Origin of the sequence: Erwinia sp. AnSW2-5, from assembly GCF_045107195.1 — a bacterium.
GTDB lineage: Bacteria > Pseudomonadota > Gammaproteobacteria > Enterobacterales > Enterobacteriaceae > Erwinia.
This window is the reverse complement of sequence record NZ_JBJGXA010000011.1, coordinates 282,141-308,686: the sequence shown is the minus strand read 5'-3', so window position 1 is coordinate 308,686 and position 26,546 is coordinate 282,141. Positions and strand designations below refer to the sequence as shown.

Below are 26,546 nucleotides of genomic sequence, written 5' to 3'. Positions count from 1 at the left end.
TCACCCTAAGCGTTTGACCACGTCGTCAGTGATACGGTTACCCAGGATCCGTTCCTGTTCCACAGCGGTATCCACCTGCTGCTTCACCGCATCATAATTATCCAGCACATTATTCACCCGGGTGATAATGCTGCCGTCCATCAGACTCTTCACATCGCTGGCCATATCGGGCAGCCCCAGTTGGTTCATCACGCCCAGAGATTTGTGCTCGTAGTTAATCGCCACCGCGGGCGTCCCAAAGTTCATTGAGATAATCGCGGAGTGTAAACGGGTGCCAATCGTGAGATGGCACTGACCCAGCATGATGCCCAGCTCAAGGTCGTTAAACTCATCCATAATCACGTGGTACTTATCTTTCTGCTCAATATGATCGCTCAGGGTCATCGCCACCATACGGTCATCTTTGTTATAGCTGTCGATGCCGGTACAGGTAGAGAAGGCGACAACCTGATAACCCCGTGCAATCATCGCGTTGATCACCCGGCCAAACGCCGCTTCGTACTCCTGCTGAGTGACACCCAGGCGTTTATCAAAGGGCGCCAGTTCACGCACGGTAATGGCGATGGTTTTCTGCTGGCCAATCACCTGCTGCCAGTGAACGAGGTTATGCCCCGGATCTGCCACCTCACGTGCGCGGACCAGGAAGGCGGTATCAGCACCTTTTACCACTTTCCCGGTGGTGATACCGCCCTGCTTCATCATCTCCAGGCTGACGCTTTCGCGCAGCACCAGACTGTCGACGCGGTCAAACACGAAGTTGGCAATTTCATTGAAACGCGGCTTCTGGAACGGACCGACGCTGTGACCAATCATATGGATCGGCTTCTTCGCCAGCAGCGCACAGAGTGAGTGCTCAAACTGCAACGGACCGTACAGATCGACAAAGAACGAACCGCCGACCTGGATAATCGCATCGTACTGCTTCAGGTTGTCGCTAAATTCCTGCAAATACTGCGGTACAGGAAACAGCTTGAACACACCCTTATTCGCGATGTGCGCCATCATGATTTTTGGCATCAGGCGGCGTTTGATCTTATCGACGATCTTGTTTTTGCCCTTTTTGGTCTGCAAAAAGAGCGCATCAGGCAAAATGTCTTGCTGGAGCAGGTAACCAGAACTGGTTGGATAACGGCTAATAACATCAATATCAAGATCGTTCCTTGCCAGGTTCAACGAATCAATAATCCCGCGTAAAATAGCGCCATCACCACGATTTCCACATGTATGATTGCCAACTAATAAAATCTTCATAACTACTCCAGAAAAATTTTTGTAATTTTTACAGGCTAAGCCCATCAATGCTGCTGAATCGTTTAAAACAGGCTGCCTGTCCTGCCCGAGGAAAAACAGCCTGATAACTCTGAAATTGCCTGGTCTTAACGGAAAACTGACGGTTATTTCAGTGAAAAGTACGGAATGGCGACCTGTTTGCCGTTAAGCACGATAGAAACGAAGCCTTCCGGGTGATCGGTATTGACCTGGTCGGCGGTGAGTGGACGGGAAGCCATCAGCAAATCCCCCGCCTCATTCGCGCCGATCCCGGCCTTGCCGTTATGCAGGCTGAAACGCTGGCTGGCACGGCTGACATCTTTTCCTGACGGCGGCTTGCCAAAGGCCATGCTGCTGTCGAAGCGTGCGCAGCGGCCGGTCTTGAAGCGGTCTTTGGCGGTGGTTTTGATCAACACACCCGCTGAAGCGACCCAGCCATCAATTTTGACAAACACCCGCACATCGGTGTCGTGCGGCGTCACAATCATCACATCCAGCACCGGGCTGGCCCCTTCGGCATGCCATGACGCTTCAAACTTGTGGGTTTTCCGTTGCAGGCTGACAATCGCCCTTCCGCCGGTGGTTTTGTCACCCACCACTTTGTTGAGCGGCGCATTGCCGCTGCCGTTGCTGAAGGAGGACTGACCGAAGATTTCAATCTCCCAGGCATCGCCGACATCCGGGGTATAGATATTGCCCAGCTCCACCCACTTCTGCTGGTCGCTGTTGTTTTCAATGCGAAAACGTGAGGTGAGGTAGTTGTATTTCATACTGCCATCCACCGCCACGCCGTAGGATTCCACGCGCGTAGAGCCGCGCTCCCAGGCGCCCAGCCACTCGCCTTCCGCCAGAGAATTGTCAATCCAGCTACCGGCCTGAAGATTGGTCTGGCGCATATTGAGGCGCGAGTTGTGCGCAATCAGCGGGTTCTTACAGGTTTCCAGGCTCAGGGCATCAATGATCCACTGCCCGTTGGAGATATCGCCGGGGAATTCGGTATGTTCAATCCAGCCGTTGTGGATCAGCGACTGACCGCAGCGTTGCAGGTTCAGCACCTTGCCGTCGGTACAGTACTGAGCGTTAAAGTTGGACAGCTCGATGGCCGTGCTGTGATCCCATTTCCCTTTCGGTGCATTGGACCAGACGGATTTGATCACGTCGCCGCTACAGCGCAGCGCATACCACTGATCAATTTTGCAATCGAGGGTATCCATCAGGCTAATTGCCGTGCCACCGACGCGCACAAAGCGCAGGCAGGCACCACGGAAATACTGGCCGCCTTCGCATTGGTTATCGAAGAAGCCCTGCTTGTTCGGCTGGGTGTCGGTGCGACCGTTAAATTGCAGATTGCTGACTTCCACCCAGCGGGTGTTGACCTTGAAAACAAAGTCAGAATCACCGTCAGAAACAAGGGTGGTGGCCGGGAAATAGCCAAAGTTAACCATCGCACCGGAGACGCGGAAAAAGCGCGTCTGCAGCTGGGAGAAGTCACAGGCACTGACGAAGAAGGTGCCCGCAGGGAATTGCAGGCAGATCTGCTGGTTCGCATCCTGCGCCCACTGATACATCGCTTTGATAGCCGGTGCGCTGTCGGTTTTACCATCGGCAATCGCACCGAAGTCAAACAGCGTCAGGCGGTTAAAGTCTTCCACCACGCGGCGCCAGTGGTAATCCGCACCGGAGGAGATCGTCACCCCGCCGTCGTCTTTCGCGGCTTCCAGTGTGCCTACAAACTCGCCGCCGCCCACTTCCAGCCCGTCATGCCAGCTTTTCAGCTTAATTTTTGCGCCACTAAACAGCGGGCGCGTTTTACGCAGATCGTCAACCGAGGGGATTTCCCCAATCAGCTGATACCCGGCGGGCTGCGCCAGACGCTGGCTGAAATTGTTCGCGCCACGGGTCACGTCAGGGATGTTAAACAGCGTGTTTCCGCCATCATCAACCACCGCCATGGAATGTGAAGGATCGGCAATTAACGCCGCATTATCATTAATAAATTGCTCAAAGTTACCTTTATTCAGCGCCACCGGCTGCTGAATCTGTGACAGGTTGCCAGAGGCATCGCGCAGATAGAGGTTAATCAGATTACCGGACTGAGTCGGGTCAGTGCCCGCTTTACCGATATACAATTTACCGTTGAAATTCTTCCAGAACTGGTCTGGCATGGTGTAGACATTTTCCGGCGTCAGAATCGGCACATCGCCCTTCGGCAGTTCACCGGATGGGATCCCTTTTAGCGCCAGAGAAGGATCGCTTTTCGCCGCTGCCGCACTGGAAATTGAGCTGACAGAAAGCCCTGCAAGAATCGACGAGAACGCCGTGAGTAATTCTCTTCTTTTCATTGGTGTTATCCCGTGGTCAATTTTTTGGAGCCTGCAAAGCAGGCAGGAAATGGCTGTCCAGAGATACTCAATAAGAACCTTAACTGCCCTTACACCAGGGACAGCCAGCTCTCTTTAATCACGCGGCCGTCGAATTTAAGGGCCGTGGTTTGGGTACTGGCGCTCATGGCATAGAACAGGTCATCGTCATGGGCGATCTGATTCATACTGTCGATGAAGCACGCTTTGTCGTTCATCGCTACCAGGAAGCCATCCTGCTGATGGTGAATAATTTCCTGCGGCCCGGTCGGGCAGTCATAGGCGACAACAGGCAGTGACCAGGACTTGGCTTCCAGCAGCACCAGCGGCAGACCTTCGTAGCGCGAGGTCATCAGGGCCATATCGCTGTCGCGGTAGTAGTCGTTGATGTTGCTGACGCGGCCAACGAAATTCACGCTGTCGCTGATGTTCAGCCGTGCGGCCTGCGCGACTAGCTCATCTTTCAGCTCGCCGTCACCGGCAATCACCAGCGTCCAGTCAGGATTGGTGGCAACAAAGCCCTGCCAGACATCCAGCAGCAGGTCGAAACCTTTTTGATGATCCAGACGTCCGACCGCCAGCGCCCGATAATGCCGCGTTGTGCGCTGAAGGTTTTTGTACACCACAGGATTGGGGATGGTTTTGCTGGCGATATTCCAGCCGTTGAACACCTGATGGTCTTTGTCGGTCAGTACGATCACACGATCGTAATAGCGCAGCATCAGATACTTGAGGAGTTTGATCGGTTTACTGAAGGAGTTAATCGCCACATGCTCACAGGCGTAGACGCGGGCGGTTTTCTTTTTGAGGGTCATCATGCTGTAGAGCGCAAACATCACGCTCAGGCGGCCCATGCTAATCAGAAATACCGCATCGAACCGCTGCTGCTGGATCTGTTTTACGGCGGCCTTAAGCGGATTTTTTTCGCCAGCGAAGCTGATAATCTGCTGTACCTGGCTGAAAGGATAAAACGGTTCTCCCGATCCTTCCAGTGAATAGAGGGTCACCTCATGCTGCTCACCGAAGCATTCTGACATGAAGTTACAGATATTCTCAGTTCCGGCATAGGAATACGCATCCTTGATGACCAGTACGATTTTTTTCATTATTTCAACCACCTCAGATCAGCGATGTTTTAAGGTAAACAACACGCCATTAACCATGTACCAGACGTAGTAGTAATACACTTTCAGCGGATTATTTTTATAAATGAACTTGAGCAGATCGAGGTGCCATTTCGCCGCTTTGTTTTTATTACGCGACAGGGAATCCCCCATCTCGTAATAGGTCACCAGATTTTTATCAATCACCCGTGCCTGCTTGTACTGATCGAACAGTTCATACAGGAACAGGAAATCTTCATGCCCTTTCTTCTTAAACAGCACCTGACGCGCCGGGCGACGATAACAAACAGAAGAGAAGCAGATGCGGAACTGCTTTTTAACGAAGTTATCCTTCAGCAGCGCAGGTTTACCGTAGCGAACATCGTATGATTTGGTGCGTGACTGGTAGTTATAATCACTGATCACCAGGTCATCACCGGCCGCCAGGCAGGCGGTTTGCAACATCAGCTTATCGCTGACCCACTCATCGTCACTGTCGAGGAAGGCAATAAAAGGTTCCGTCGCGGCGTTTAATCCCACGTTGCGTGTTTCTGCTGCACCGAGGTTAACGTCATTACTGAGAATGGTAATACGCGGGTCCGTACAATGCTGCTGCACAAATTCCAGTGAGTCATCGGTGGATTTATCATTAATCAGATAGATCCGCCAGTCGGTATACGTTTGATCAATCACCGACTGCACCGCCCGCAAAACCGTCGCGCGCGCATTGTACATCGGGATAATAATCCCTACCGTGCCGATTTGATTATTCATCTGATACCCTATTTTTATTACGGGTCAGGCATGCCTGACCCCTGGGAAATATTTCTGTCGAAGATTACGGGCGAGTCACGCCTCGCCCGCTTGCGTTAAAACAGACGGAATAACGGCGCAATGCTGTAACCGTTGATCGACTGCACCGACAGAATGGTGTTGTAGGCCAGATAATAAGAGGTCATGGCAAACAACAGCCCAAAGTTAAGCAGCGTGTGACGGATACGCATCATCAAAAACGCCAGCAATAACGGTTCACAGTGCAGGAACAGGTTCCCGACGCGCCCACCGATAATGGAGAAGTCCGAGAAAACGATACGCACGGCGGCACCGGCCGAGTAAGCGATAAACAGAATGTAGGCAATGCGATCTTCTTCTTTGATCGGCCGGTTAAAATAGACCACCGTAAAGAAGGCAATAAAGGCGATATTTTTTAAGTTCGCCAGGCCAAAGACCGGCGAGGCTGCATCAAATACCGTTCCGCTGTAGCCCATTGCGCGGTCCCCGATCACCGGAACAATCCCCAGTGAGTCCAGGAACAGCTTTTTCCCGCCGATCAGACCGAGCGGGATCGCCGCCAGCACCATCGCAATACCGAAGTATTTACGCTCACGCAGGAACAGGAACGGCAGCACCATCAGTACCGCATAACCCGTGGAGTGCGACTGGGTACTGAACGCCAGAAAGACAAACGCCAGAAAATATTTACGCCCGGCGGCCGAACAGATGCAGGCCACGGCGAAGGCGCTGGAAAGCCCGAAACGAATCTGGTTCATATCCTTGTTGATAAACAGATGCGCTGAGTAAAGGCACAGCGAACAGAGGATCAACGGCGAATACTTTTTGAAAATCCAGGCGTTGGTTGATACCGCAATAAAACTGACAAACAGCAGGAAAAAGTAGCTTTCATGGGTGAACCACGACAATACCCACGCCAGTAACATAAACAGGTTTTCGTAACGGTAAATATCCGCCACGGTTTCATAACCACTGATACTGGACTGACGGGAGAAGTCGTAGAAGAACCCCAGATACTGCCAGTCATCAATGCCGGAGTTGGGGCCCCTGAAGCCCGCAAACATAATCAGCGCCACCACCGCAATAAAGAAGAAGTAGGTGGTCACGCGCTTCATTTTCGGCTCATTCGCCTGGTTAATCGTTGCCAGTTCAAAGAAACATAAAATCAGTATGCTGTAACTGACTATCCAATATATTGCCATAGCGTTTCCCACCCAATTATTATTCTTCTGCTCACGTTACTTCCCTCCGAGCCTGGCCCGAAGTTTGTCTTTGACACGATTGAGGAAGTAAGTGCGGTTATCTTTATTGGTTAAGAAAAAGTAGCGGGCAAAGCTGAGGCTGGCCTGGAACGATTTGCCGTCCATTTTATATCGCAGCGGCAGCTTGTACGCTTTGTAGGTGTGAATATCACGCTGGGTGAGGTACGGTTTCATGTTGTCGAGCCAGAAGAAGGAATACTTCACCGACTCGCCTTTATGTTTAGAACCAAATTTGGTGACCAGGTGATAGTTAGCCAGCGGCTGGTCAATCATCACAAACTCGTAGCCGAGTTTGTCAGCACGGATGCAGAAGTCGTAGTCCTGGTGACGGATATACTTCTGATCAAAGCGGATGTCCTGGGCGTATTCGCGCTTCAGCACGATGGTGCTGGTCTGGATAAAGCCGTAGCAGCCAAACAGATACTCGGCCACGGTTTCATTGCGCCCGACCTGCTGCAACGGCAGCACTTTCAGGAACTGACCATCCTGAATAATGTTGACCTGGCTGTAAATCACGAACTTCTGCTTGCCCTGCCCTTCCAGCTGATGAATCAGCTTCAGGCTTTCTGCCAGCTTATCTTTGTGCCACTCATCATCCGCATCGAGGAAGCTGATGTAATCGCCCGTCGCCAGTTCGATGCCTTTGTTGCGCGCACCGGAGCCGTTCAACTTTTCCTGCGACAGCACCAGATTGATCTTCAGCTGGCGGTAACGTTCTGACTGCACCAGCGCGGCCAGTTTATCGGCATCGGCCGATTTATCATCCACGATGATCACTTCGAAATTCTGGTAACTCTGCGCCGCCACACAATCCAGCGTGGTCACGATAGATTCGGATGCATTATATGCAGGAATGACGATCGAAAAGAGAATATCCTTCATTGCCAGGCACCTTTTAAACGGTTACAAACAAACACTCACCACAAAAAAAGGAACCTTTACCCTTTCGGTATAAAGGTTCCTCAGGGATATTAGCTTTTCGCATCCTGCTTGTAGCTGTAGTCGTAATAGTCATAACCGTAGCCATAGGCATTGGCTGACTTACGTACCACGGCGTTGAGGATCACCCCTTTAATATCGATACCGTTCTGGGCGAAACGCTTGTAGCTGATTTCCACTTCTTTCAGGGTGTTGGTTTCGAAACGCGCCACCATAAGAGAGGTTCCCGCCAGCTTGCCGATAATAGATGCATCGGTCACAGCCAGAATCGGTGGGGTGTCAATTAACACCAGGTCATAGTTCTTGCTGGCCCAGTCAAGCAGCTCATTCATGCGGTTGTGCATCAGCAGCTCAGACGGGTTAGGCGGCACTTGTCCACGCGCGATGAAATCAAAGCCGAAGTCACCGTGCTGCACCAGATCCGCGCTGAACGGCGTCTTACCGGACAGAATATTCGACAGGCCATTTTTGCTCTCGGCACCCAGCAGTTCGTGGGTATAACCGCGACGCATATCGCCATCGATAAACAGCACTTTCTGACCGGCTTTCGCCACCAGCGTGGCCAGGTTAGAACAGATAAAGGTTTTACCGATCCCCGGACTGGCACCGGTAATCATCAGAATGTTGTTTTTCGCTTCCATCATGGCGAAGTGCAGGCTGGTACGCAGGCTGCGGATCGCTTCGATGGAGAGGTCCGTCGGGTTGCCCAGTGCCAGCAGCGTGTTGTGCGGGTCTGTTTTGCCTTTCAGGTTACGTTTTGCCAGTGCTTCGGCATCTTTCTTACGCTGCCATTCGGAAAGCGGTACGCTGGCATAAACACTCAGACCCAGCTCTTCCAGCTGTTCCGGGTTATCAATGCCATGATGGAACAGCGCTTTCAGCAGCACCAGACCCACCGATACCACCAGGCCTGCCACCAGACTGGCCAGAATCAGCAACAGTTTTTTCGGTGCAACCGGTGTACCCGCGGTTTCCGCATGGTCGATGATGCGGACATCACCCACGGTACTGGCCTTACTGATACTCAGTTCCTGCTGACGATTCAGCAGCTGCATGTAGATTTCCTGCCCTGCCTGCACATCACGCGTTAAACGCACGATTTCCTGCTGAGTCTGTGGCATCTGGCTGATTTTGCCGTTCAGCTTTTTCTGCTCATCTTCCAGCGTCGCCCGTTTTTCCAGTAATGCGCGGTAAGTCGGGTGATCTTTCTTAAACAGCTGTGACACTTCCGCTTCACGGAAAGTCAGTTCGTTCAGCTGCGTCTGAATGCTGACAGAAGAGTCGAGCGCGGACTTCGCCTCCAGCGACACATCAACGGAGTCATTCTGGCGACGGAAAGTATTCAGCTTGTCTTCGGCGACATCCAGTTTGCGGCGAACATCAGGCAGCTGCTCCTTCAGGAACGCCAGGCTCTTCTCGGCTTCTTCTGATTTGCGCTCAATGTTCTGGTACAGATAGTTGTTAATCACCTGGTTCAGCACCTGGCTGATTAACACCGGGTCTTCACCGGTATAGGTCAGGCCCAGCACGCCGGTATCCTTACCCATATCCGCAACGGTCAGGTTATTGAAGATCAGTTTAATCGCCTGCAGGTCGCTCAGTTTAGACACGGTGAAGCTGGTGCCTTGCTCTGCCTGAATGTCGCTAACCAGCATGGTGACATCGCCGTGCTGTTCAAACTGGCCAACTTTACCTTTAAACAGCTCATCGCCATCTTTGCTGACGGTGTAGCTGTCCGGGCCATCCACTTCGATCGTTACCTGGCGTTTATCCCAGATGGCCGGCACTTTCATGCGTGAAATAGCAATCTGCTGTGGCTTATTGCCCATCATGCGTGACAGGCCGCGACCGATAACCGGGAAATAGTCCTGCTGCACCAGCACATCAAGTCCGAGGTCTGTCACCGTTTTCCCCAACACCATACGTGAGGTCACGATTTGCACTTCAGTCGCTGAGGCGGGTTGTGCATTCGGCATCATCTGCGACAGGTCGTTCAACACGGTGTTGGCATTTTTCTGCTCAACCTGCACCATGGCATCCGCACTGTAAATCGGCGTGGCGAACAGGCTATAGAGCGTGCCCATCAACATAAATAACGCCGTTACTGCAACGATTATCCAGCGATGGTCAATGAACTGTCCCACAAGATGCGCCAGATCAAACCCGTTTGAATCGTCTTGAGGCGCTGACGGTGCCTTACTTTTTATTTTCATGGAAGTCCCAACTATCGGCTTAATGCGTTGACCCATTTCTGGGCAGCGTTTTCAAGGATTCCGTACACGGCCTCAAAGGCATCGCGGCTTTTCTTATACGGGTCGGCGATTTCCTGCTGATTGATCCAGTGTCCAAACAGCATGGTTTTGCCACGTACGGAAGGGTTGATGCGGCAGACCTGGTCGACATGTTTTTTTTCCATCACCAGGATCAAATCATAATCCCGGCACATGCCTGACGTGAGTTGCTGTGCCACATGCCCGTGCAGTGACACACCATTTTCACCGGCCACGCTGCTGGCAGTGTCGTCAGCAGCGTGGCCGACCATGGCCCCCAATCCCGCGGATGCGATATTCTTCTCAGGTAGTGCGGATTTCAGCAGGCGTTCCCCGGTGGGGGAACGGCAGATATTTCCGATACAAACAACTAAGATTGAATTAATCATAATGTTTTCCGACGGTTACCAGTTATGAAGCGTCTGCACGGTACGTGTCGCATCGTAAACACCGCTGATGGTTGGAACGAGCTGTGAAATCACGCGGTTCCAACGGGTGAGCGGCGTAGAGGTGACATAAACGATGTCATAAGGTTCTAACTGGAACTCGGTACCCATTACCATCGCGGCGGCATCTTTAGTATTGAGCTGATAGATGTTGGCGATTTTGCTGCGGTTAGGTCCTTTGGTTGGACGAATCACAAAGACACCCGTTGCATCAGCAGCGGTCTGATCCATGCCCTGAGCATTGCCCAGCGCTTCCGACAGCGTCATGCCGCTGCGGTCCATTTTCAGTGTGGTCTGCTGTTTAACTTCACCCATAACGAACACTTTGAGGTCATCATTACGCGGCACATAAAGAATGTCGCCGGGATACAACAGATGGTTTTGCGACAGGTCACCGTTCTTCATCAGCGCCTGTAATGAAATAGGCTGCTCGCGGCCGTTGTGCGTCAGCACCACGTTGCGCCAGTCGGCGTTGGCGGTTAACCCGCCCGCGGCGTTGACGGCATCAAGAATGGTCAACGGCACGTTGGTGATCGCCTGCTGGCCAGACGTGGTCACTTCACCGGTTACATAGGTTTTTTGTGATTTGAATGACGCAATGCTGACATCCACCTGCGGGGTTTCAATGTATTGCGACAGACGGCGGGCGATCTCATCACGGATTTCCTGCACCGTACGACCGGCTACACGGACTTTACCGATATACGGGTAGAAAATAGTGCCATCAGAATGGACCCAGTTACCGGTGTCGCTGGCGCTACGATACTGACCAGATGGGGTGGTCAGTTCCGGGTGATCCCAGACGGTTACCGTCAGAACATCACCAACGCCAATGCGATACTCATAAGCCTGCAACTCACGCTGCAGGGCTTCATTTGCCTGTGCCACAATCGGTTTTGGTCGCATGCGTTCAACCAGACCCGGCGTTAGCGGGAAGACATTAACGTATTTGTCGATGTCAAAATCACTGACCTGCTGCTTGACAACATCTTTACCCGTGGTGGAAAGGTGGCTGCCCGGCTCGATAGTACAACCGGAAAGGAATGCTGCTGAAACCAGCAGGGGTATCAATTTAGTTTTGATTTTAATCATCTGGTTTATCGCTATCAGTAATATGAATGTGAATGGCGAGACCGCCGCTGTGTAGCGTCTAAAAATTGCTAAGACTTCTAATCAGGCACTGTATTTGTAAGGCCCCCTGCTTTGTTTTAATACGCCCCATCACGTTTCAGAACCACACCGACGGTTTTGAACAAGATGGCGATATCGTTCCACAGTGACCAGTTTTTCACGTACCAGGAGTCGAAGTAGACACGCGTTTCGTAATCAACATCATTACGTCCACTCACCTGCCACAATCCGGTCATGCCTGGTTTAGCCATATAGTAGTAATCAACATCACCCGCATAGCGTTCCAGTTCGGCTTCAATCACCGGACGTGGCCCCACCAGACTCATTTCACCGCGCACGACATTCCATAATTGCGGTAGTTCATCAAGGCTGGTCTTACGGATAAAATGTCCAACGCGGGTAATGCGCGGGTCATTTTTCAGCTTAAAGTCTTTATCCCACTCTTCACGGGCTGCCGGATCAGTGCGCAGCACCTCTTCCAGCACCTCTTTCGAGTTCACCACCATAGAGCGGAATTTCAGACACTTAAATTTGCGGCCCTTGAAGCCAACGCGTTCGTGGCCGTAGATAGGTGCCCCACCATCGCGTGACACCATAAAGATCAGTGCAGCTAAGGCCGGCAACAGCATGGTGATAATCCCCAGCGCGCCAACGATATCAAAGGTACGTTTCAGGAAGCGCGAGGTGCGCTTGGCGAGATTGTTGTTCACCCGCAGGATCATCACTTCATGGCTAAAGATGTAGGCCATATCTGTGCCATAAAGCGGCACGCCACGCAGTGAAGGGATGACGGAAACGGAACGGCAGTTATGTTTGGCCAGATTTTTCAGCCACAGGTCGCGTGACTGGCTCTGTTCATATTCTACTGCCACGATAAACTGCGTTTCGCTGTTCACGATTGCCCATAGCGCCTGCTCGTCTTTCACGACCGGGATACCGAAGAGTTCATGAGCGGGCTGGCTGCCATCCACATCAAAGAAGGCCACCACATCAAAGCCCATCACTTCTTCGCTTTGCAGCGCCTGATACGCTTCTTCGGCATTTTTACCGCTGCCCAAAATGATGGACTGTTTTTTCCACAGATTGTTACGATTAAGCACCCGTTTCACCACGGCACGTCCGACCGGGATCATCACCATCGCCAGCAGCCAGGTTAATACCCATATCCAACGGGACAATTCCCATTTAGATAATGCGCTCACTGACAGTGCAATAATCGAAAACACTAAGACGGTTCTGAAGACTTCTTTTAACTCAAACCAGAAGGGTTTGCGGTAAGTGTAATGGCGTAATCTCACCCAGAACCACCCCACACAAACAACAGAAAGCATAATGTGTGTAGCAATAGTCAATTTGAAATCGATGGCAGGTATATCTGACAGAATATCACCAGGAAAACTATTAATGAGCAAAATGGCCACAGCCAGTGCCGCATTAAAACAGATGAGATCTGAGAGAGCCAATGACAGTTTTATTAACAACCCTTTAAAGGTAAATTCAATATCGCGCATAGTTAACTCGTAATTTTTATCTTAGGAAGCCTGTGTTTTATTGGTCTCTGACCTGGTGAGATGAGTATTTAATCAACACATCAGTTATTTCACAGGAAACTTATTTAGGGAGTCTGACAAAAAGGTCATCGTAGCTGGCATAGCGGCTAGAGATTTTGGCAAGAAAATCAACATGAACGTTTACTGTTCCGCGGCGCTTCCTGAACAGTCTCAAGACTCGTCAGGACACGCTACCGCCCCTGGCTTGTAGCTGCCAATGCGCTGTAAAATGTTGCCGTTTCATGTTGTTTACCTGCCATTTTTAGCGTCAGGTTTTAGCGTTTTTATCAACGGAAATGTGTCTTCATTCACATAAATCAACATTTAATCCGTCAGTACTGCGCTAAATACAACATCCACGCAGACATTCAGTAACACGTTGCTATACTAGTTATAACTGGCCTGTTTACAAGAGGCTCCCCCCGCCCGTACCTTCTTTTAGGAATAAGACTACGTTGCTGTTGCGTCAGTACCACTCATTGCCCTACTCCTCTCACAGTAAAATTAAGATTAATTCCCTGTCGAAAATTAAGAATTATCCTACTTCCGTGTATTCAGGTTATAAGTATTACTCTTTAATCAATCTGGCCCTATACGATTAATCCTGAAAAGAAACAGTTTAAGAATTTCGGTAACCGATGGTTATTAATCCGGCGATAAAGCTGATTTATCGTCCATCCCTGATGCCATAAGACAATACGCCCGGATTACTGGTTGAAATGGTGACGATTCCGACTCATCATTGATGATCTCATATGCTGTTCAGGTGAAAACAATGTTCGAATGGATCGCCGACCCGTCAATCTGGGCCGGCCTGGTCACGCTAGTCCTGCTGGAACTGGTCCTGGGTATTGATAACCTGGTGTTTATTGCCATCCTGGCGGAAAAACTTCCTCCGGCACTGCGCGACCGTGCCCGCGTCACTGGCCTGATGCTGGCCCTGCTGATGCGTCTGGGCCTGCTGGCCTCTATCTCCTGGCTGTCATCACTGACCGATGCTCTGTTTAGCGTCAACGGCCACGGTTTTAGTGCCCGCGATCTGATCATGCTGGTCGGCGGTGTATTCCTGCTGTTTAAAGCCACGATGGAATTGAACGAGCGGCTGGAAGGTAAGGATGAAGAGGAAGGCCCGCAAAAACGTGGGGCACGATTCTGGCCGGTGGTGGCACAGATTGTGGTGCTGGATGCGGTGTTCTCGCTGGACTCAGTGATTACCGCGGTGGGAATGGTTGATCACCTCGCGGTTATGATGGCGGCGGTGATTATTGCCATCTTCCTGATGCTGCTGGCAAGTAAACCCCTGACACGTTTCGTTAACGGTCACCCGACCATCATTATTCTCTGTCTCAGCTTCCTGCTGATGATCGGCTTCAGCCTGATGGCCGATGGCTTTGGCTATCATATTCCGAAAGGCTACCTGTACGCCGCCATCGGTTTCTCGGTGATTATTGAAGCCCTGAATCAGCTGGCACAGTTTAACCGTCGCCGTTTCCTCTCCGCAAAATCGCCGCTGCGTAAACGCACCGCAGAAGCGGTACTCAGGCTGCTGCGCGGCCACCACGAGCAGGCGGAACTGGATGCGGAGACCTCATCACTGATTGCCGATAATGCCGGGCGCAAAGCGATCTTCAACAAGCAGGAGCGCATGATGATTGCGCGCGTACTGGCAATGGGCCAGCGCAGCGTTCGCAGCATCATGACCTCGCGTCATGATATTGAGCATATCGACCTGGCAGAGTCGCCGGAAAAAATCATGGCGCTGCTGGACAATAATCAGCATACGCGGTTGATCATTACTGAAAACAGCGATGAACCCCTCGGGGTGGTACATGTTATTGACCTGCTGAAGCAGGCGCTGCATGGCAATGACCTTGATTTGCGCGCGCTGATCCGCCAGCCCTTGATCTTCCCCGAGCAGTTGGCCCTGTTGCCTGCGTTGGAGCAGTTCCGCACCGCCCGAACCCATTTTGCGTTTGTCGTTGATGAGTTTGGTTCGGTCGAGGGGATCGTGACGCTGAGTGATGTGATGGAAACCATCGCAGGGAATCTGCCAAACGAAGGGGAGAAGATCGATCCGCGCTACGACATTCAACAGAATGCCGACGGTAGCTGGACCGCCAATGGTCATATGCCGCTCGACGACCTGGCGATGCACTTGCCGCTGGTACTGGATGAGAAACGCGAATATCTGACGCTGGCAGGATTACTGATGGAGCATTTGCAGCGCATACCGCAGGCAGGGGAAGAGGTCCAGGTGGGGGATTACCTGTTCCGTACATTGCAGGTTGACAGCCACCGCGTGCAGAAGGTGCAGATTATACCGCAGAATGATGGCGTGTAATGCCATCGGACGGTGCCGGGTCGACCAGAAAAAATGGTCGCCCCCTGAGGGATCCCCACAAAAATGAATGGCTGGCAGTCTGGCTTCAGGTCCGGGGCCATTGTGATCGGGTGTAGGGGACGATCATCTTTTCCGATCGCCCCGTAAAACAGGGGCCGCACCCTGCTCAACATCACGGGCGGACCGAAAAAGAAGGTCCGCCCCTACGCGTTCTGAGTTGTTTTCGGGTTGGGTTTTGACCTGGATTTTGACGTTGAAGGGGGCGACTGCCCACCCTGGGTCGCTCAGCCCGCGCAGCGGGAAAGCGAAACGCCCTTGACGTTGACCTGGACAATCGTGCAGACCAGCGTCACTGGTCGACCGCTCGTCATGCCGGTCTGACTTTATGGGGATACCTCAGGGGTCGACCCCTACAAAATCACAGACCTTTCAGCAGCTTATTCATATCATCTTTGTTATTGCTATCCGGGTTACGCTCAATCCACTGTTTCAGCCGCTGGCGGGCTTCATCACGGATCTGGTCACGCAGTACCTGATCGACTCTCAGGTTATAGTTAATCGCAGACCACGGACCATAAATACGTAAAGGCACTGGCGTTTGTTGCAGGCGCTGAACCAGCGTACTGTCACCGCTCCAGCCTGCCGTCACCGTCACGCCAAAGCGGATATCCAGCGTTCTTTTCACCACATCAATCATGCCAGCGCCGGTATAATTCAGCTGATCCGAACGGGCATCAAGGCGACCAAAATCAAACACGCCATTATTAAGCGCCACGCTCCCCTGGATTTGTTGCAGATTGGGCTGGCTGTCGTCATTCTGACCGCGCACTTTGGTACTGTTATTTTCTACCGCGCGCTGGATCAACTGCTGGAAGTTCAGACCTGCAAACTGCGCATCAAGGATGCTCATCTCTGCCTTGCCCTGCCACTGCCGCTTAAAGGCATCTACGGTCAGCCCCTCACCGTGGAAGTCCCCTTTCAGCGACAGCGCTCCGCTGACGTTATTGGGCAACTCAAGCCCTTTCAACAACGGCGTGAGCGCAAACTGCTTCAGGTCCGGTTGTAATGCCACTTTGGTTTGTGCGCTACGCACGTCAATCGTTCCCGGCAGAGAGAAGCTGCCATCAGCGGCCTGACCACTGAACGTTTTCACCGTCAGTAATCCACCGTTGCTGGATGCGTCCAACTGCACCTTGTTCATCTCCAGTCCACGCCAGTTCAGTTTGTCGGCCATCAGAGCAAGCTGACCATCCATCGCATTAAGCGGTGAATTGGCATTATCATGTTCTGGCGGTGTGGCAATCACTGGCGCAGGACCTGAACGCTTTTCAGTCCCCGTGGCATCGCCCGCCGCAACCTGGTTCAGACCCAGTAGGGCATCCAGATTGAGACTGGCCGCGTGCAGACTGGCCACCACCTGAGGGCGCGTGCCGAGTGAACCCGATACCGTGCCGGTGAGTTGACTGTCATTCGCACTGAGGTTGATCTCCTCCAGGCTGAACTGCTGGGTCAGCGCCGTCCAGTGGGCTTTCATCTGGGCACTTCCCTTTACGCCATCCTGAGGGAGATCGGCACCTTTCAGTTGATAATCAAACTGATTGATCACCGCTCCGATACGCCGGGGATAATCGGTAATGTCCAGATCGCTGTCGAGATTGAGCTGCAGCTCGCGCTGGTCACGGTTAATCCGGCTGCTCAGCGTGATATGCGCACGGCGCGCCTGGGTTTGATCCAGCGCCAGATTGAAATCGCGGACGTTAAGCTGCTCTCCGTTGGTCTGTTGCCAGACCAGCAGGCTATCCGCAATGCGCAAATGGGAAATGTCGAACTTCCAGCCGTGCGTAACATCACTGACGGATGAAGTATTGCCTTTATCGGCGGGGCCAATCGGCGCGTCGGCCGGACGCTGGCTCTCACTGTCTGGGGTCAGGCGCACCACGGCACCTTTCAGCATCACCTGTTTGACAGAAAGCTGGTGGGAAAGCAGCGGCAGCAGATTGACGTCCAGGCGCATATTTTGCGCACTGACAACCGGCTGCGCGGCGCCCGGTGCAGTCAGGGTAACTGGCCCGGAAAGGATACTAAGCTGCGGCCAGACGTGCCAGCGCAGATCGCCATTGAGCGCCAGTTGATAGCCGTTACGCTGCTCCACCTGGCGGATCATGTAGGCGCGAAAATCATTAGGATTGACCAGCACGACCAGTGCGGTCATACCCGCCACCATCACCACTAAAAGTATGGCAAGGGTAGTGATAAATCTTTTCATGCCTCTCCTTAAACCATTTTCTGCAGCCTGAAATCAAAGAAATGTAGCTGCTTATACCCTAAATCATTCGAGTTGCAGGAAGGCGGCAAGCCCGTAAGTCCCCGGGAGCATAGATAACTATGTGACCGGGGCGAGCGGGTGAAGCCAACGCATCTGCAGCTTGAATGATGCCGGGTATTTAATCTTTGTCGATACGGCTGGCATCCGCGCCCTGCTGACCTTTGTATTTCGCATCCTGGCGGCTGTTATAAGGGCGCGCTGCGGGCCCCGACAGTGGCTCAAAACTCAGTGCGCCAATCAGCATGCCTGGACGCAGAGCTAACGGCAGTTTACCTGAATTATAGAACTCCAGCACAATCCGGCCCTGCCAGCCCGGATCAATACGGTGAGCAGTCACGTGAACCATTAGCCCGAGACGCGCCAGTGAAGAACGCCCATCCAGCCAGCCCACCAAATCGTCAGGTATCGTTACCGACTCCAGCGTCACCGCCAGCGCCAGTTCACCGGGGTGCAGGTAAAATGCATCGCCTTCCGGCAGCACAATTTCATCGCTCATCACGCGTTCCAGCGCGGCGCTGACTTCGTCTTTCGGTCCACTTAAATCAATAAAAGGAGCTGTATGACCGCGAAAAGTGCGGAACTGATTGCCCAGGCGGACATCAACGGTGGCACCATTGATACGTTCAACCGGTGGGCGGGGATCAATGCCCAGTTTGCCATTATCGAGCCAGGCTTCTATATCGCGGTCACATAATCTCATGGTGCACTCCACAGACGCTTCGATTACTCGAAGAACTGATTAATTTTCGCTTTCAGGATATCAATGGCAATACGGTTTTTGCCGCCACGCGGCACAATGATGTCAGCGTATTGTTTTGAAGGTTCAATAAATTGCAGGAACATCGGGCGCACTGTCTTCTGATACTGTGCCATCACCGAATCCATGGAGCGACCGCGTTCGTTCACATCGCGCTTCATACGACGCATCAGACAGATGTCCAGCGGGGTATCAACGAAAATAGAGAAGTTCATCTCCTGACGCAGCCGCGCATCCGTCAGCAGCAAAATCCCCTCAAGGATGATCACTTTCTTCGGTTTAAGGCAGATGGTTTGCTGGGTGCGGGTATGTTCCACATAGCTGTACACGGGAAGCTCAATCGCCTGCCCGGCTTTCAGCATCTGCAAGTGCTGCAACAGCAGATTGTGGTCCATGGCGCTGGGATGATCGTAGTTCGTCTTGACCCGCTCCTCCATGGTGAGGTGGCTCTGGTCTTTGTAGTAGGCATCCTCGGGGATGACACCAATATTTTCATCGCCCACGCGGTCGCGGACTTCACGATACAGCGTACTGGCAATAAGACTTTTTCCCGAGGCTGAAGCGCCTGCGATACCTACGATGACGCACTGATGCGACTTGTCAGTCATATATTAAAGACCTGGTTCTGAGACAATATAAGGGTAAGCATAACCCGGCAGATTTCGAGGTGCAGGCAAAAACGCCAAAAAACGCACCTGCGGCTTGAAATATGAAGGGCATAGCGGGCGCAATTATAGGGAGTTAGCCCTGCTGATGCCAGCAAAAAGCGCCTGCAACTTTTTCAGACTTTCCCGTTAGGCGACAATCACTTTCATCGTTAAACTGATGGACAGAAAAACAGTAAAAAGGAAACCGTGTGGCCTGGCATATTGTCCATATTTTAACCTACTTTGGCGACAGCATGTTGCTGATCCCCACCGCTGCCATTATGGCGTTTTTACTCCACCGGAAAAGCGACAATAAACGCACTGCCTGGTACTGGCTGCTGGCCTTCTGCACCGCAGGCGCGGTTGTCAGCCTGTCAAAAATCGCCTTCCTGGGGTTTGGTATTGGCAGCGCCCGTTTCAATTTCACCGGCTTCAGCGGCCACAGCGCAATGTCTGCGACCCTCTGGCCGGTCATGCTCTGGCTGTTGAGTGCGCGTCTGCCGACGATCTGGCGTACTGCTGCGATTGCGGTCGGCTATCTGATCCCGCTGATGGTGGGCATCTCGCGTCTGGTATTACATTATCACTCCGTCAGTGAAGTGATCTGCGGATTGATCCTCGGCTTTACACTGAGCAGCGCATTCCTGATAGGCCAGCGCCATATCCGCCCGCGCGGATTCTCACTGTGGCAACTGAGCATTGCCCTGCTGGTGCCGCTGCTGCTGATTGGTCATGGCCGCATCGCCACCACTCAACAGTTCCTGCAACGCCTGTCTGTGCAGATCGCCGGTATCGACCACGCCTGGACCCGCGAGGAGTTGCTCAAATTGCGCCGGTAATGGCGAAAAATGCCCTCAGGCGCGGGATAGCGCCCGTTCAATCGTCCGAATAAGACGATCTTTTGATTGCCCATTTGCCGCTGCATCGCTTATTTCTTATGCTAGCATGGTATTAGAGATTGAGATTACGCCTATATCGGCGCTGTGCTGGATATGTGATGACGACAAAAACTTTACAACGAGTAGCCCTCTCCCGCCCACTTTGTGTTCACGGTCTGCTATTGGGATTGCTGAGTTTTGTCGTCACCTTTTTTTGCCTGGAACTGATCAAAGTCAGCGGACAGATTTCACCGCTATGGTTTTCCACCGCCCTGATGACGATGGTGGTTTTCCGCAATCCTTCGCGCGAGCTGCCTCTGCTTCTGGTGGGCTGCGTGCTGGGTGTCACCTTCGCTAACGCCGTGGTGTTGGGAACATCGTTCTCCAATCTTAAATTCCCCCTGGTTAATCTTTTACAGGCATTGATTGGCGGGTCGTTGCTACGCCAGCTGCTTGACCGGCGTGCGCCGCTCAACTCCCTGCTTAGCTGGTGCAAGATGGTCGTTTCCGTCGGCATTTTTACCCCACTGGCAGGCGGGCTGCTGGCAAGCTGGCTGCTGGATATCAACGACCATGTCTCATTTAACTTCTTTACCACATGGACGATTTCCGAGGTCATCGGCATGCTGGCCCTGGGGCCGGTATGCCTGCTGTGGCAGCCTGATTATGTTCGCCGTCACTTGCGCCAGAATGTGTTGTTTGAAACGCTGCTTACCCTGGTGCTCACCCTTTCCCTGTGCTGGCTGACGTTGCGCTATTTCCCCTGGCCGTTCACCTTCGTTATCGTGATCCTGTTCTACAGTGCGGTGCGCCTGCCACGCTTTGAAGCCTTTGTTATCTACCTCGCGACTATTTCGATGATGTCGCTGATGCTGGCACTTCATCTTATTCCAGCGGACACCACCAATGCCCGTCTGCTTACCGCCATGCCGTGGGTGCCCTTCCTGCTGGCGCTGATCCCCAGCCATATAATGACGCTGGTGATGCATTCGTTTCGCGAAGAGCGCAAACATATTGCTGAAAGTGAGACCCGTTTCCGTCACGCGATGGAGTATTCAGCGATTGGTATGGCTCTGGTCTCCACCAACGGTCAGTGGATACAGGCGAATAAAGCCCTGTGCAGACTGCTGGGCTATACGCCTGCAGAACTCTATGCGATGACCTTTCAGCAGCTGACACACCCGGACGATCTTGATGCTGACCTGGTTCAGGTGCGAGCCCTGCTGGCAGGTGACATTGAAAGTTACAGCATGGAGAAACGCTATTTCCGTAAGGACGGGCAGACTCTGTGGACGTTACTGGCGGTTTCGCTGGTCCGTGATAATGAACGCCACCCGCTCTACTTTATCTCGCAGATTGAAGATATTACCGAGTTGAAGAAAACCGAGAAGGTCAATCAGCTGTTGATGGAGCGCATCACCCTGGCTAATGAAGCTGGCGGTATTGGCGTGTGGGAGTGGGACCTGCAAAGCGGGACCATGAGCTGGGATAAGCGCATGTTCCAGATCTATCAGCTGCCCATCAATGCGCAGGCCACCTATCTGACCTGGGCAAACAGCCTGCACCCTGCCGACCGCGATAAGGCAATCACCGCTTTCGACAATGCAATTAAAAATGCCACCGCCGTGGATATTGAGTTCCGCATTGAGACTGATATCGGCATACGCAATATCCGCTCACAGTGCAGCATCGTGCTGGACGAAAAAGGCAACGTCGAACGTATGCTGGGCATCAATCAGGATATTACCCCGCTGCGCCAGTTGACCGATGCGCTCTATGAAGAGAAAGAACGCATGCATATTACCCTCGATGCTATCGGTGAAGCCGTGATCAGCACCGATGAAGAGATGCGTGTGATCTTTATGAACCCGGTGGCGGAAAAAATGAGCGGCTGGCTGCAACATCAGGCGTCGGGTCAACACATCAGCAATATTCTGCGTATTACCCAGGGCAGCCAGGGACCTGAGCGCGAAAATCTGCTGCTGTGCGATTTACCACAGCAAAAAACACCCGGCGATCTTGATACCGAGCTGGTGCTGCATACCCGTTCCGGCGAGCAGTTCGCAATACATTACAGCCTGTCGCCATTGAAAACGCTGAATGGGGAAAATATCGGCAGCGTGATGGTCATTCAGGATGTCAGTGAATCGCGTGCGATGCTGAAGCGTCTGAGCTACAGCGCCTCTCACGATATGCTGACCCGCCTGCCCAACCGTGTCAGCTTCGAGCATCAGTTAAAACGCCTGACCCTTTCCTGCACAGAAAAGCAGCAACATGTGTTGGTATTTATCGACCTTGACCGTTTTAAAGCGGTCAACGATACCGCGGGCCATGCAGCAGGTGACGCACTGTTGCGTGAAATCTCCGGCGTGATGCAGCAGCATCTGCGCACCAGCGATTTCCTGGCCCGTCTGGGCGGTGATGAATTCGGTGCATTATTGCCAGATTGCTCGCTGGAGCAAGCCAGTGAGGTGGTCACACGTATTGTTCACGCCGTGAATGAATATGATTTCCTGTGGGAAGGCCGCCTGCATCATGTTGGTGCCAGCGCAGGCCTGACGCATATCAGCCCGGAGAACGCCAGCGCCAGCGAACTAATGGCACAGGCCGACCTCGCCTGCTATCACGCTAAAAATAATGGACGCGGCCAGCTTTCAGTGTACGAAAAACACCTGCTGAAGCGCCTGAAACCCGTGATGAGCCGCATTGAAAATGAACAGATCATTGCCCAGCAACCGATGCGCCTGCAAGTCTGGGCCGCCGCCCCACCGGGAAAAATCCACGCCACCAGCTTCTATCTGGCGGAAATGCAGTTGTTTACCCCGGAAGGGCATGAAATTGAGGAGGCCAGCTTCCGTACCGGGTTACAGGATGGTGACCTGTTTGTGGCACTTGACCGTAAACTGATCAGAGAGTTTTTCCAGCATTATGCGCAGGGCGCAGTGAGCAAAGGGTTAACGCTGGCGCTACCAATGTCTGGTTTTGGTTTGCGTGATGAGCATTTTATCAGCGAGACACTGGCACAGTTTGCACGCTATCACGTCCCGGCCAATCTCATCTGGTTTTCGATCAACGCCGATGTCCTGAGCCAGCATGATGTCGTGCTGCACCAGAACATTGCCCGCCTGCGTGCAGCAGGAAGCCGCATTGTGCTGCGCGATTTTGGCCGCAATCTTGATGCGTTTAACCAGCTACCGGCCGAGGAGATCGACTATCTGATCCTGGCCAGTGAGCTGGTCGCCAACGTGCATTGCAACCTGATGGACGAAATGATGGTGTCAATTATTCACGGCCACGCTCAGCGCCTTGGCATCAGCACCCTTGCCGGCCCGGTCAAACTGCCGGGCGCACTGAATACGTTGTCGACCATTGGCATTGATGTCGTCTGGGGCGAGGTGATCGCGCCGCGCCAGCCGCTGTCGACGCTGCTGCTCAACAGCTACTTCGCGATAAAATAAATCCCCTCATTGCCCGCGTTATTGTCCGCCGGGCTGACGCAGGCAGGACTCACTGACCCAGCGCCGGACTTTCGTGTCCTGCGCAGAATCCGTGAGCAGCTGTGCGCTGGCCGACATCAGTGGGCCGCAGGGCAACCCTGCCTTGCGCATGACGGCGAGCGTTTTCGGTTCATCTTCATAACGAAACACCGCCAGCATCTGTGCGGGCGACAACGTCACACCCTGGGTAATCGCACTGGCCAGCACCTGCTGTAACACGCTGGGTGACTCGTCACGGAAACGCCAGTTGCCACGGGATTCGTCAATCAGCGTATTGGTCATTACGCCCTTCCCGTCGCGTGGTGAAGGTTCCTGGTAGTGATCCCAGACGATTAATTTGCTGTTCAGCAGCGCGGTGCGGGTCTGTGGCGGGGCATACTTGATCATCCACGCCATCAGGCTCAGGCTACGCCCTTCACCATCCGACAAGGTTTGTTCCAGCAGCAATGGCTGCTCACGCAGCGCAGCCATCAGCGTTGGGGTGTCCTCATTCAGCGCCAGCATTGCCAGCCGCCAAATCCCTTCCGGTGCGGGCAGATAACCCAGTAAAAAATTCGCACTCTGACCGTTGCCGTTGAAGATCGTCGTCGTCAGATAAGAGGGCGCGTGCTTGTCGCGCGGATGGACCCAGTCCGGGCGCGCGGCCAGCAGCAGCGCCATACTGGCATAGAACTGCCGCTGATCGGCCTCACTCCCTGGCGGATCCAGACGCAGGTTACGCAGCGGATCATAATCGAAGGATAATGACTGGATTTGTGCCGGGGTGAGCACCGACAGGAACAGCTTCAGCGCGTCGGCATTATGCCTCTCAATCGCATTGCTCAGCGCGCTATAGCCATTTTCGCCCTTATCCAGCGGCGAGAGACCGCGACGGATAAAATAGCGCAGCGTCTGTTCAGGGTACTCTTTTGCCGCCGCCCGATAAAACAGCTCGCGCGCACGCTCATCCGAAAGCCTGTCCAGCTGCGAACGGGCGCCCTGCTCCAGCAACACCAGATTCTGCTGCATCTGCTGCTCGTTACGCTTCCAGGTCATGGTCCTTTGATTGGAGGGATGAAAATAGAAGGTCGCTGTCAGAACGATAAACAGCAGCCAGCCGGTGACCAGAGCCTGAACAGGCACGGTGCCCCGACGCTGCCAGCGCGCCAGAAACAGCGTCAGCCAGGCAATCAGTGTGACCAGCCACTGCAGAATATCGCGGGAAAACTCCACTACAATCAGGCCACCGGGCCACAATAACAGTGCGCCAATCACTATCTGTGGCAGCACCATCGCCAGCAGAACCCAGCGTGAGCGAATATGTTGACTGCGGATCAGCAAAATCAGCGCAGTGATCCCCAGCATCAATGGCGAAAGCATTAACCCCAGCAATAATATCAGTACAGACCAGTCCATTTATTTCTCCCTGCCCCCCTGTCAAATGACAAGACGGTGCTCCCCTGTGAAAGGCGTGATTCTATACAAAGCACGCAGATATATAAAAGCCATTGGCGTAAACCCACTCTTGCTGCTTGCACCGCCAACACACTCAAGCTAAAGTCGCCCCTTTTTTCACACTCAGCGGAGGAAACGATGTTTATCGGTTTCGACTACGGTACGGCAAACTGCTCTATTGCCATCATGGAAAACGGCGCCCCTAAGCTGCTGCCGTTAGAGCAGAGCTCGCCTTATTTACCCTCAATGCTGTGTGCGCCAACCCGTGATGCGGTGAGCGAATGGCTGTTCCGTCATCACCAGGTACCGACCCCGCAGGCAGAAAACCAGGCGCTGTTACGTCGCGCGCTGGCGTTTAACCGCGAAGAGGATATTGAGGTTCTGCCTGCCAGCGTCAAATTCGGCCTTGCCTCGCTGGCACAGTATATGGATGACCCGGAAGACGTGTGGTTTGTGAAATCACCCAAATCCTTCCTCGGGGCCAGTGGGCTGAAGCCCCAGCAGGTCGCCTTCTTTGAAGACCTGGTGTGCGCCACCATGCTGCATATTCGCCAGACAGCAGAAAGCACACTGAATGACAGCGTGACCCAGGCGGTGATTGGTCGTCCGGTTAACTTCCAGGGACTGGGCGGCGATGAAGCCAACCAACAGGCTGAGGGCATTCTGGCACGCGCGGCCAGCCGCGCCGGATTCCAGGATGTGATTTTCCAGTTTGAACCGGTCGCGGCGGGTCTGGATTTTGAAGCCACGCTGACGAGAGAGACGCGCGTGCTGGTGGTGGATATCGGCGGGGGAACCACCGACTGCTCCATGCTGCTGATGGGACCGCAGTGGCACGATAAAGCCGACCGTGGCGACAGCCTGCTGGGCCACAGTGGCTGCCGCGTCGGTGGCAACGATCTGGATATCATGCTGGCCTTTAAAGAGCTGATGCCGCTGCTCGGCCTCGGCGGTGAAACCCTCAAAGGCACCGGGCTTCCCGCTCTGCCGTGGTGGAATGCCGTTGCCATCAACGACGTTCCGGCACAGAGCGACTTCTATGCCACGGCATCCCGCAAGCAGTTGCAGGATCTGATCCGTGACGCGGCCGAACCGCAAAAAGTGCAGCGCCTGCTGAAAGTGTGGCAGCAGCGTCTGAGCTATCGTCTGGTGCGGGCAGCGGAAGAGAGCAAAATTGCGCTGTCAGATCGTGATGAAGTGATGACCGCAATGCACTTTATTGATAATGGGCTGGAAACCGGGATTAACGTGGCGGGCCTTCAGGCGGCCATCAGTCAGCCACTGGAACGTATTCAGGAGCAGGTGACGCTGGCACTGAACACCAGCGGTACGCGTCCTGACGTGATTTACCTGACCGGTGGCAGCGCACGCTCGCCAGTGCTGCGTGCAGCACTGCAACAGCAGTTACCGGATATTCCGCTGGCAAGTGGAGATGACTTCGGTTCTGTCACGGCGGGTCTGGCACGCTGGGCGCAGGTGATGTTCCGTTAAATTGCACGTAGGGGCTGACCTTCTGTTTCGGTCAGCCCGTGTAATGCGGACCT

Annotated in this window: 18 protein-coding genes; 4 read left to right on the top strand and 14 right to left on the bottom strand. The window is 53.3% G+C overall.

What is annotated here, in order from left to right; genetic code table 11:
- From wcaK to wbaP, 10 genes are all read right to left on the bottom strand, one after another.
- Positions 1-1,251: a colanic acid biosynthesis pyruvyl transferase WcaK gene (gene wcaK / locus ACFL9S_RS10710; protein ID WP_405261844.1), complete on the bottom strand. Its 1,251-nt coding sequence runs from the start codon at positions 1,249-1,251 to the stop codon at positions 1-3.
- 143 nt (positions 1,252-1,394) lie between these two features.
- A complete protein-coding gene (locus ACFL9S_RS10705; protein ID WP_405261843.1) occupies positions 1,395-3,611 on the bottom strand; it encodes a phage tailspike protein in 2,217 nt (738 codons plus the stop codon).
- Between the two features lie 89 nt (positions 3,612-3,700).
- The gene (locus ACFL9S_RS10700; RefSeq protein WP_405261842.1) at positions 3,701-4,735 is read right to left on the bottom strand and encodes a glycosyltransferase; all 1,035 of its coding nucleotides are present in this window, start codon (positions 4,733-4,735) and stop codon (positions 3,701-3,703) included.
- 18 nt (positions 4,736-4,753) lie between these two features.
- Positions 4,754-5,506 carry a glycosyltransferase family 2 protein gene (locus tag ACFL9S_RS10695; protein ID WP_405261841.1) on the bottom strand — a complete coding sequence of 251 codons (753 nt, stop codon included), beginning with the start codon at positions 5,504-5,506 and terminating at the stop codon, positions 4,754-4,756.
- A gap of 95 nt (positions 5,507-5,601) precedes the next feature.
- On the bottom strand, positions 5,602-6,726 hold the full coding sequence (locus tag ACFL9S_RS10690) for an EpsG family protein (protein ID WP_405261840.1): 1,125 nt from the start codon (positions 6,724-6,726) through the stop codon (positions 5,602-5,604).
- 36 nt (positions 6,727-6,762) lie between these two features.
- Positions 6,763-7,668 (bottom strand): glycosyltransferase family 2 protein, encoded by a 906-nt coding sequence (locus ACFL9S_RS10685; protein WP_405261839.1) that lies wholly within the window; start codon positions 7,666-7,668, stop codon positions 6,763-6,765.
- A gap of 89 nt (positions 7,669-7,757) precedes the next feature.
- Positions 7,758-9,938, bottom strand: a complete 2,181-nt coding sequence (gene wzc, locus ACFL9S_RS10680; RefSeq protein WP_405261838.1) for a tyrosine-protein kinase Wzc — start codon at positions 9,936-9,938, stop codon at positions 7,758-7,760.
- 11 nt (positions 9,939-9,949) lie between these two features.
- On the bottom strand, positions 9,950-10,384 hold the full coding sequence (locus ACFL9S_RS10675; RefSeq protein ID WP_405261837.1) for a protein tyrosine phosphatase: 435 nt from the start codon (positions 10,382-10,384) through the stop codon (positions 9,950-9,952).
- A 15-nt stretch (positions 10,385-10,399) separates the two neighbouring features.
- Positions 10,400-11,533 carry a polysaccharide export protein gene (locus ACFL9S_RS10670; RefSeq protein ID WP_405261836.1) on the bottom strand — a complete coding sequence of 378 codons (1,134 nt, stop codon included), beginning with the start codon at positions 11,531-11,533 and terminating at the stop codon, positions 10,400-10,402.
- Positions 11,534-11,649: 116 nt separating this feature from the next.
- A complete protein-coding gene (wbaP, locus tag ACFL9S_RS10665) occupies positions 11,650-13,083 on the bottom strand; it encodes an undecaprenyl-phosphate galactose phosphotransferase WbaP (protein WP_405261834.1) in 1,434 nt (477 codons plus the stop codon).
- An 814-nt stretch (positions 13,084-13,897) separates the two neighbouring features.
- Between wbaP and ACFL9S_RS10660 the strand changes: the two genes are divergently transcribed.
- On the top strand, positions 13,898-15,463 hold the full coding sequence (locus ACFL9S_RS10660; RefSeq protein ID WP_405261833.1) for a TerC family protein: 1,566 nt from the start codon (positions 13,898-13,900) through the stop codon (positions 15,461-15,463).
- A 418-nt stretch (positions 15,464-15,881) separates the two neighbouring features.
- Here ACFL9S_RS10660 and asmA read toward each other — a convergent pair whose 3' ends face one another.
- The 3 genes from asmA to udk all read right to left on the bottom strand — a co-directional run bounded on the left by asmA (position 15,882) and on the right by udk (position 19,154).
- Positions 15,882-17,729 (bottom strand): outer membrane assembly protein AsmA, encoded by a 1,848-nt coding sequence (gene asmA, locus ACFL9S_RS10655; protein ID WP_405261832.1) that lies wholly within the window; start codon positions 17,727-17,729, stop codon positions 15,882-15,884.
- A gap of 178 nt (positions 17,730-17,907) precedes the next feature.
- Positions 17,908-18,489, bottom strand: a complete 582-nt coding sequence (gene dcd, locus ACFL9S_RS10650; protein WP_133841521.1) for a dCTP deaminase — start codon at positions 18,487-18,489, stop codon at positions 17,908-17,910.
- 23 nt (positions 18,490-18,512) lie between these two features.
- On the bottom strand, positions 18,513-19,154 hold the full coding sequence (gene udk, locus ACFL9S_RS10645) for a uridine kinase (protein WP_133841520.1): 642 nt from the start codon (positions 19,152-19,154) through the stop codon (positions 18,513-18,515).
- A gap of 248 nt (positions 19,155-19,402) precedes the next feature.
- Between udk and ACFL9S_RS10640 the strand changes: the two genes are divergently transcribed.
- A complete protein-coding gene (locus tag ACFL9S_RS10640) occupies positions 19,403-20,032 on the top strand; it encodes a phosphatase PAP2 family protein (protein WP_405261831.1) in 630 nt (209 codons plus the stop codon).
- A gap of 158 nt (positions 20,033-20,190) precedes the next feature.
- Positions 20,191-23,529, top strand: a complete 3,339-nt coding sequence (locus ACFL9S_RS10635) for a diguanylate cyclase (protein WP_405261830.1) — start codon at positions 20,191-20,193, stop codon at positions 23,527-23,529.
- 18 nt (positions 23,530-23,547) lie between these two features.
- Here the strand turns inward: ACFL9S_RS10635 and ACFL9S_RS10630 are convergent, their stop codons facing one another.
- A complete protein-coding gene (locus ACFL9S_RS10630; protein WP_405261829.1) occupies positions 23,548-24,963 on the bottom strand; it encodes a hypothetical protein in 1,416 nt (471 codons plus the stop codon).
- A gap of 177 nt (positions 24,964-25,140) precedes the next feature.
- On the opposite strand from ACFL9S_RS10630, the gene yegD reads away from it, so the two are divergent.
- Positions 25,141-26,493, top strand: coding sequence for a molecular chaperone (gene yegD, locus ACFL9S_RS10625; RefSeq protein WP_405261828.1), 1,353 nt, complete (start codon positions 25,141-25,143; stop codon positions 26,491-26,493).
- Positions 26,494-26,546 lie beyond the last annotated feature (53 nt).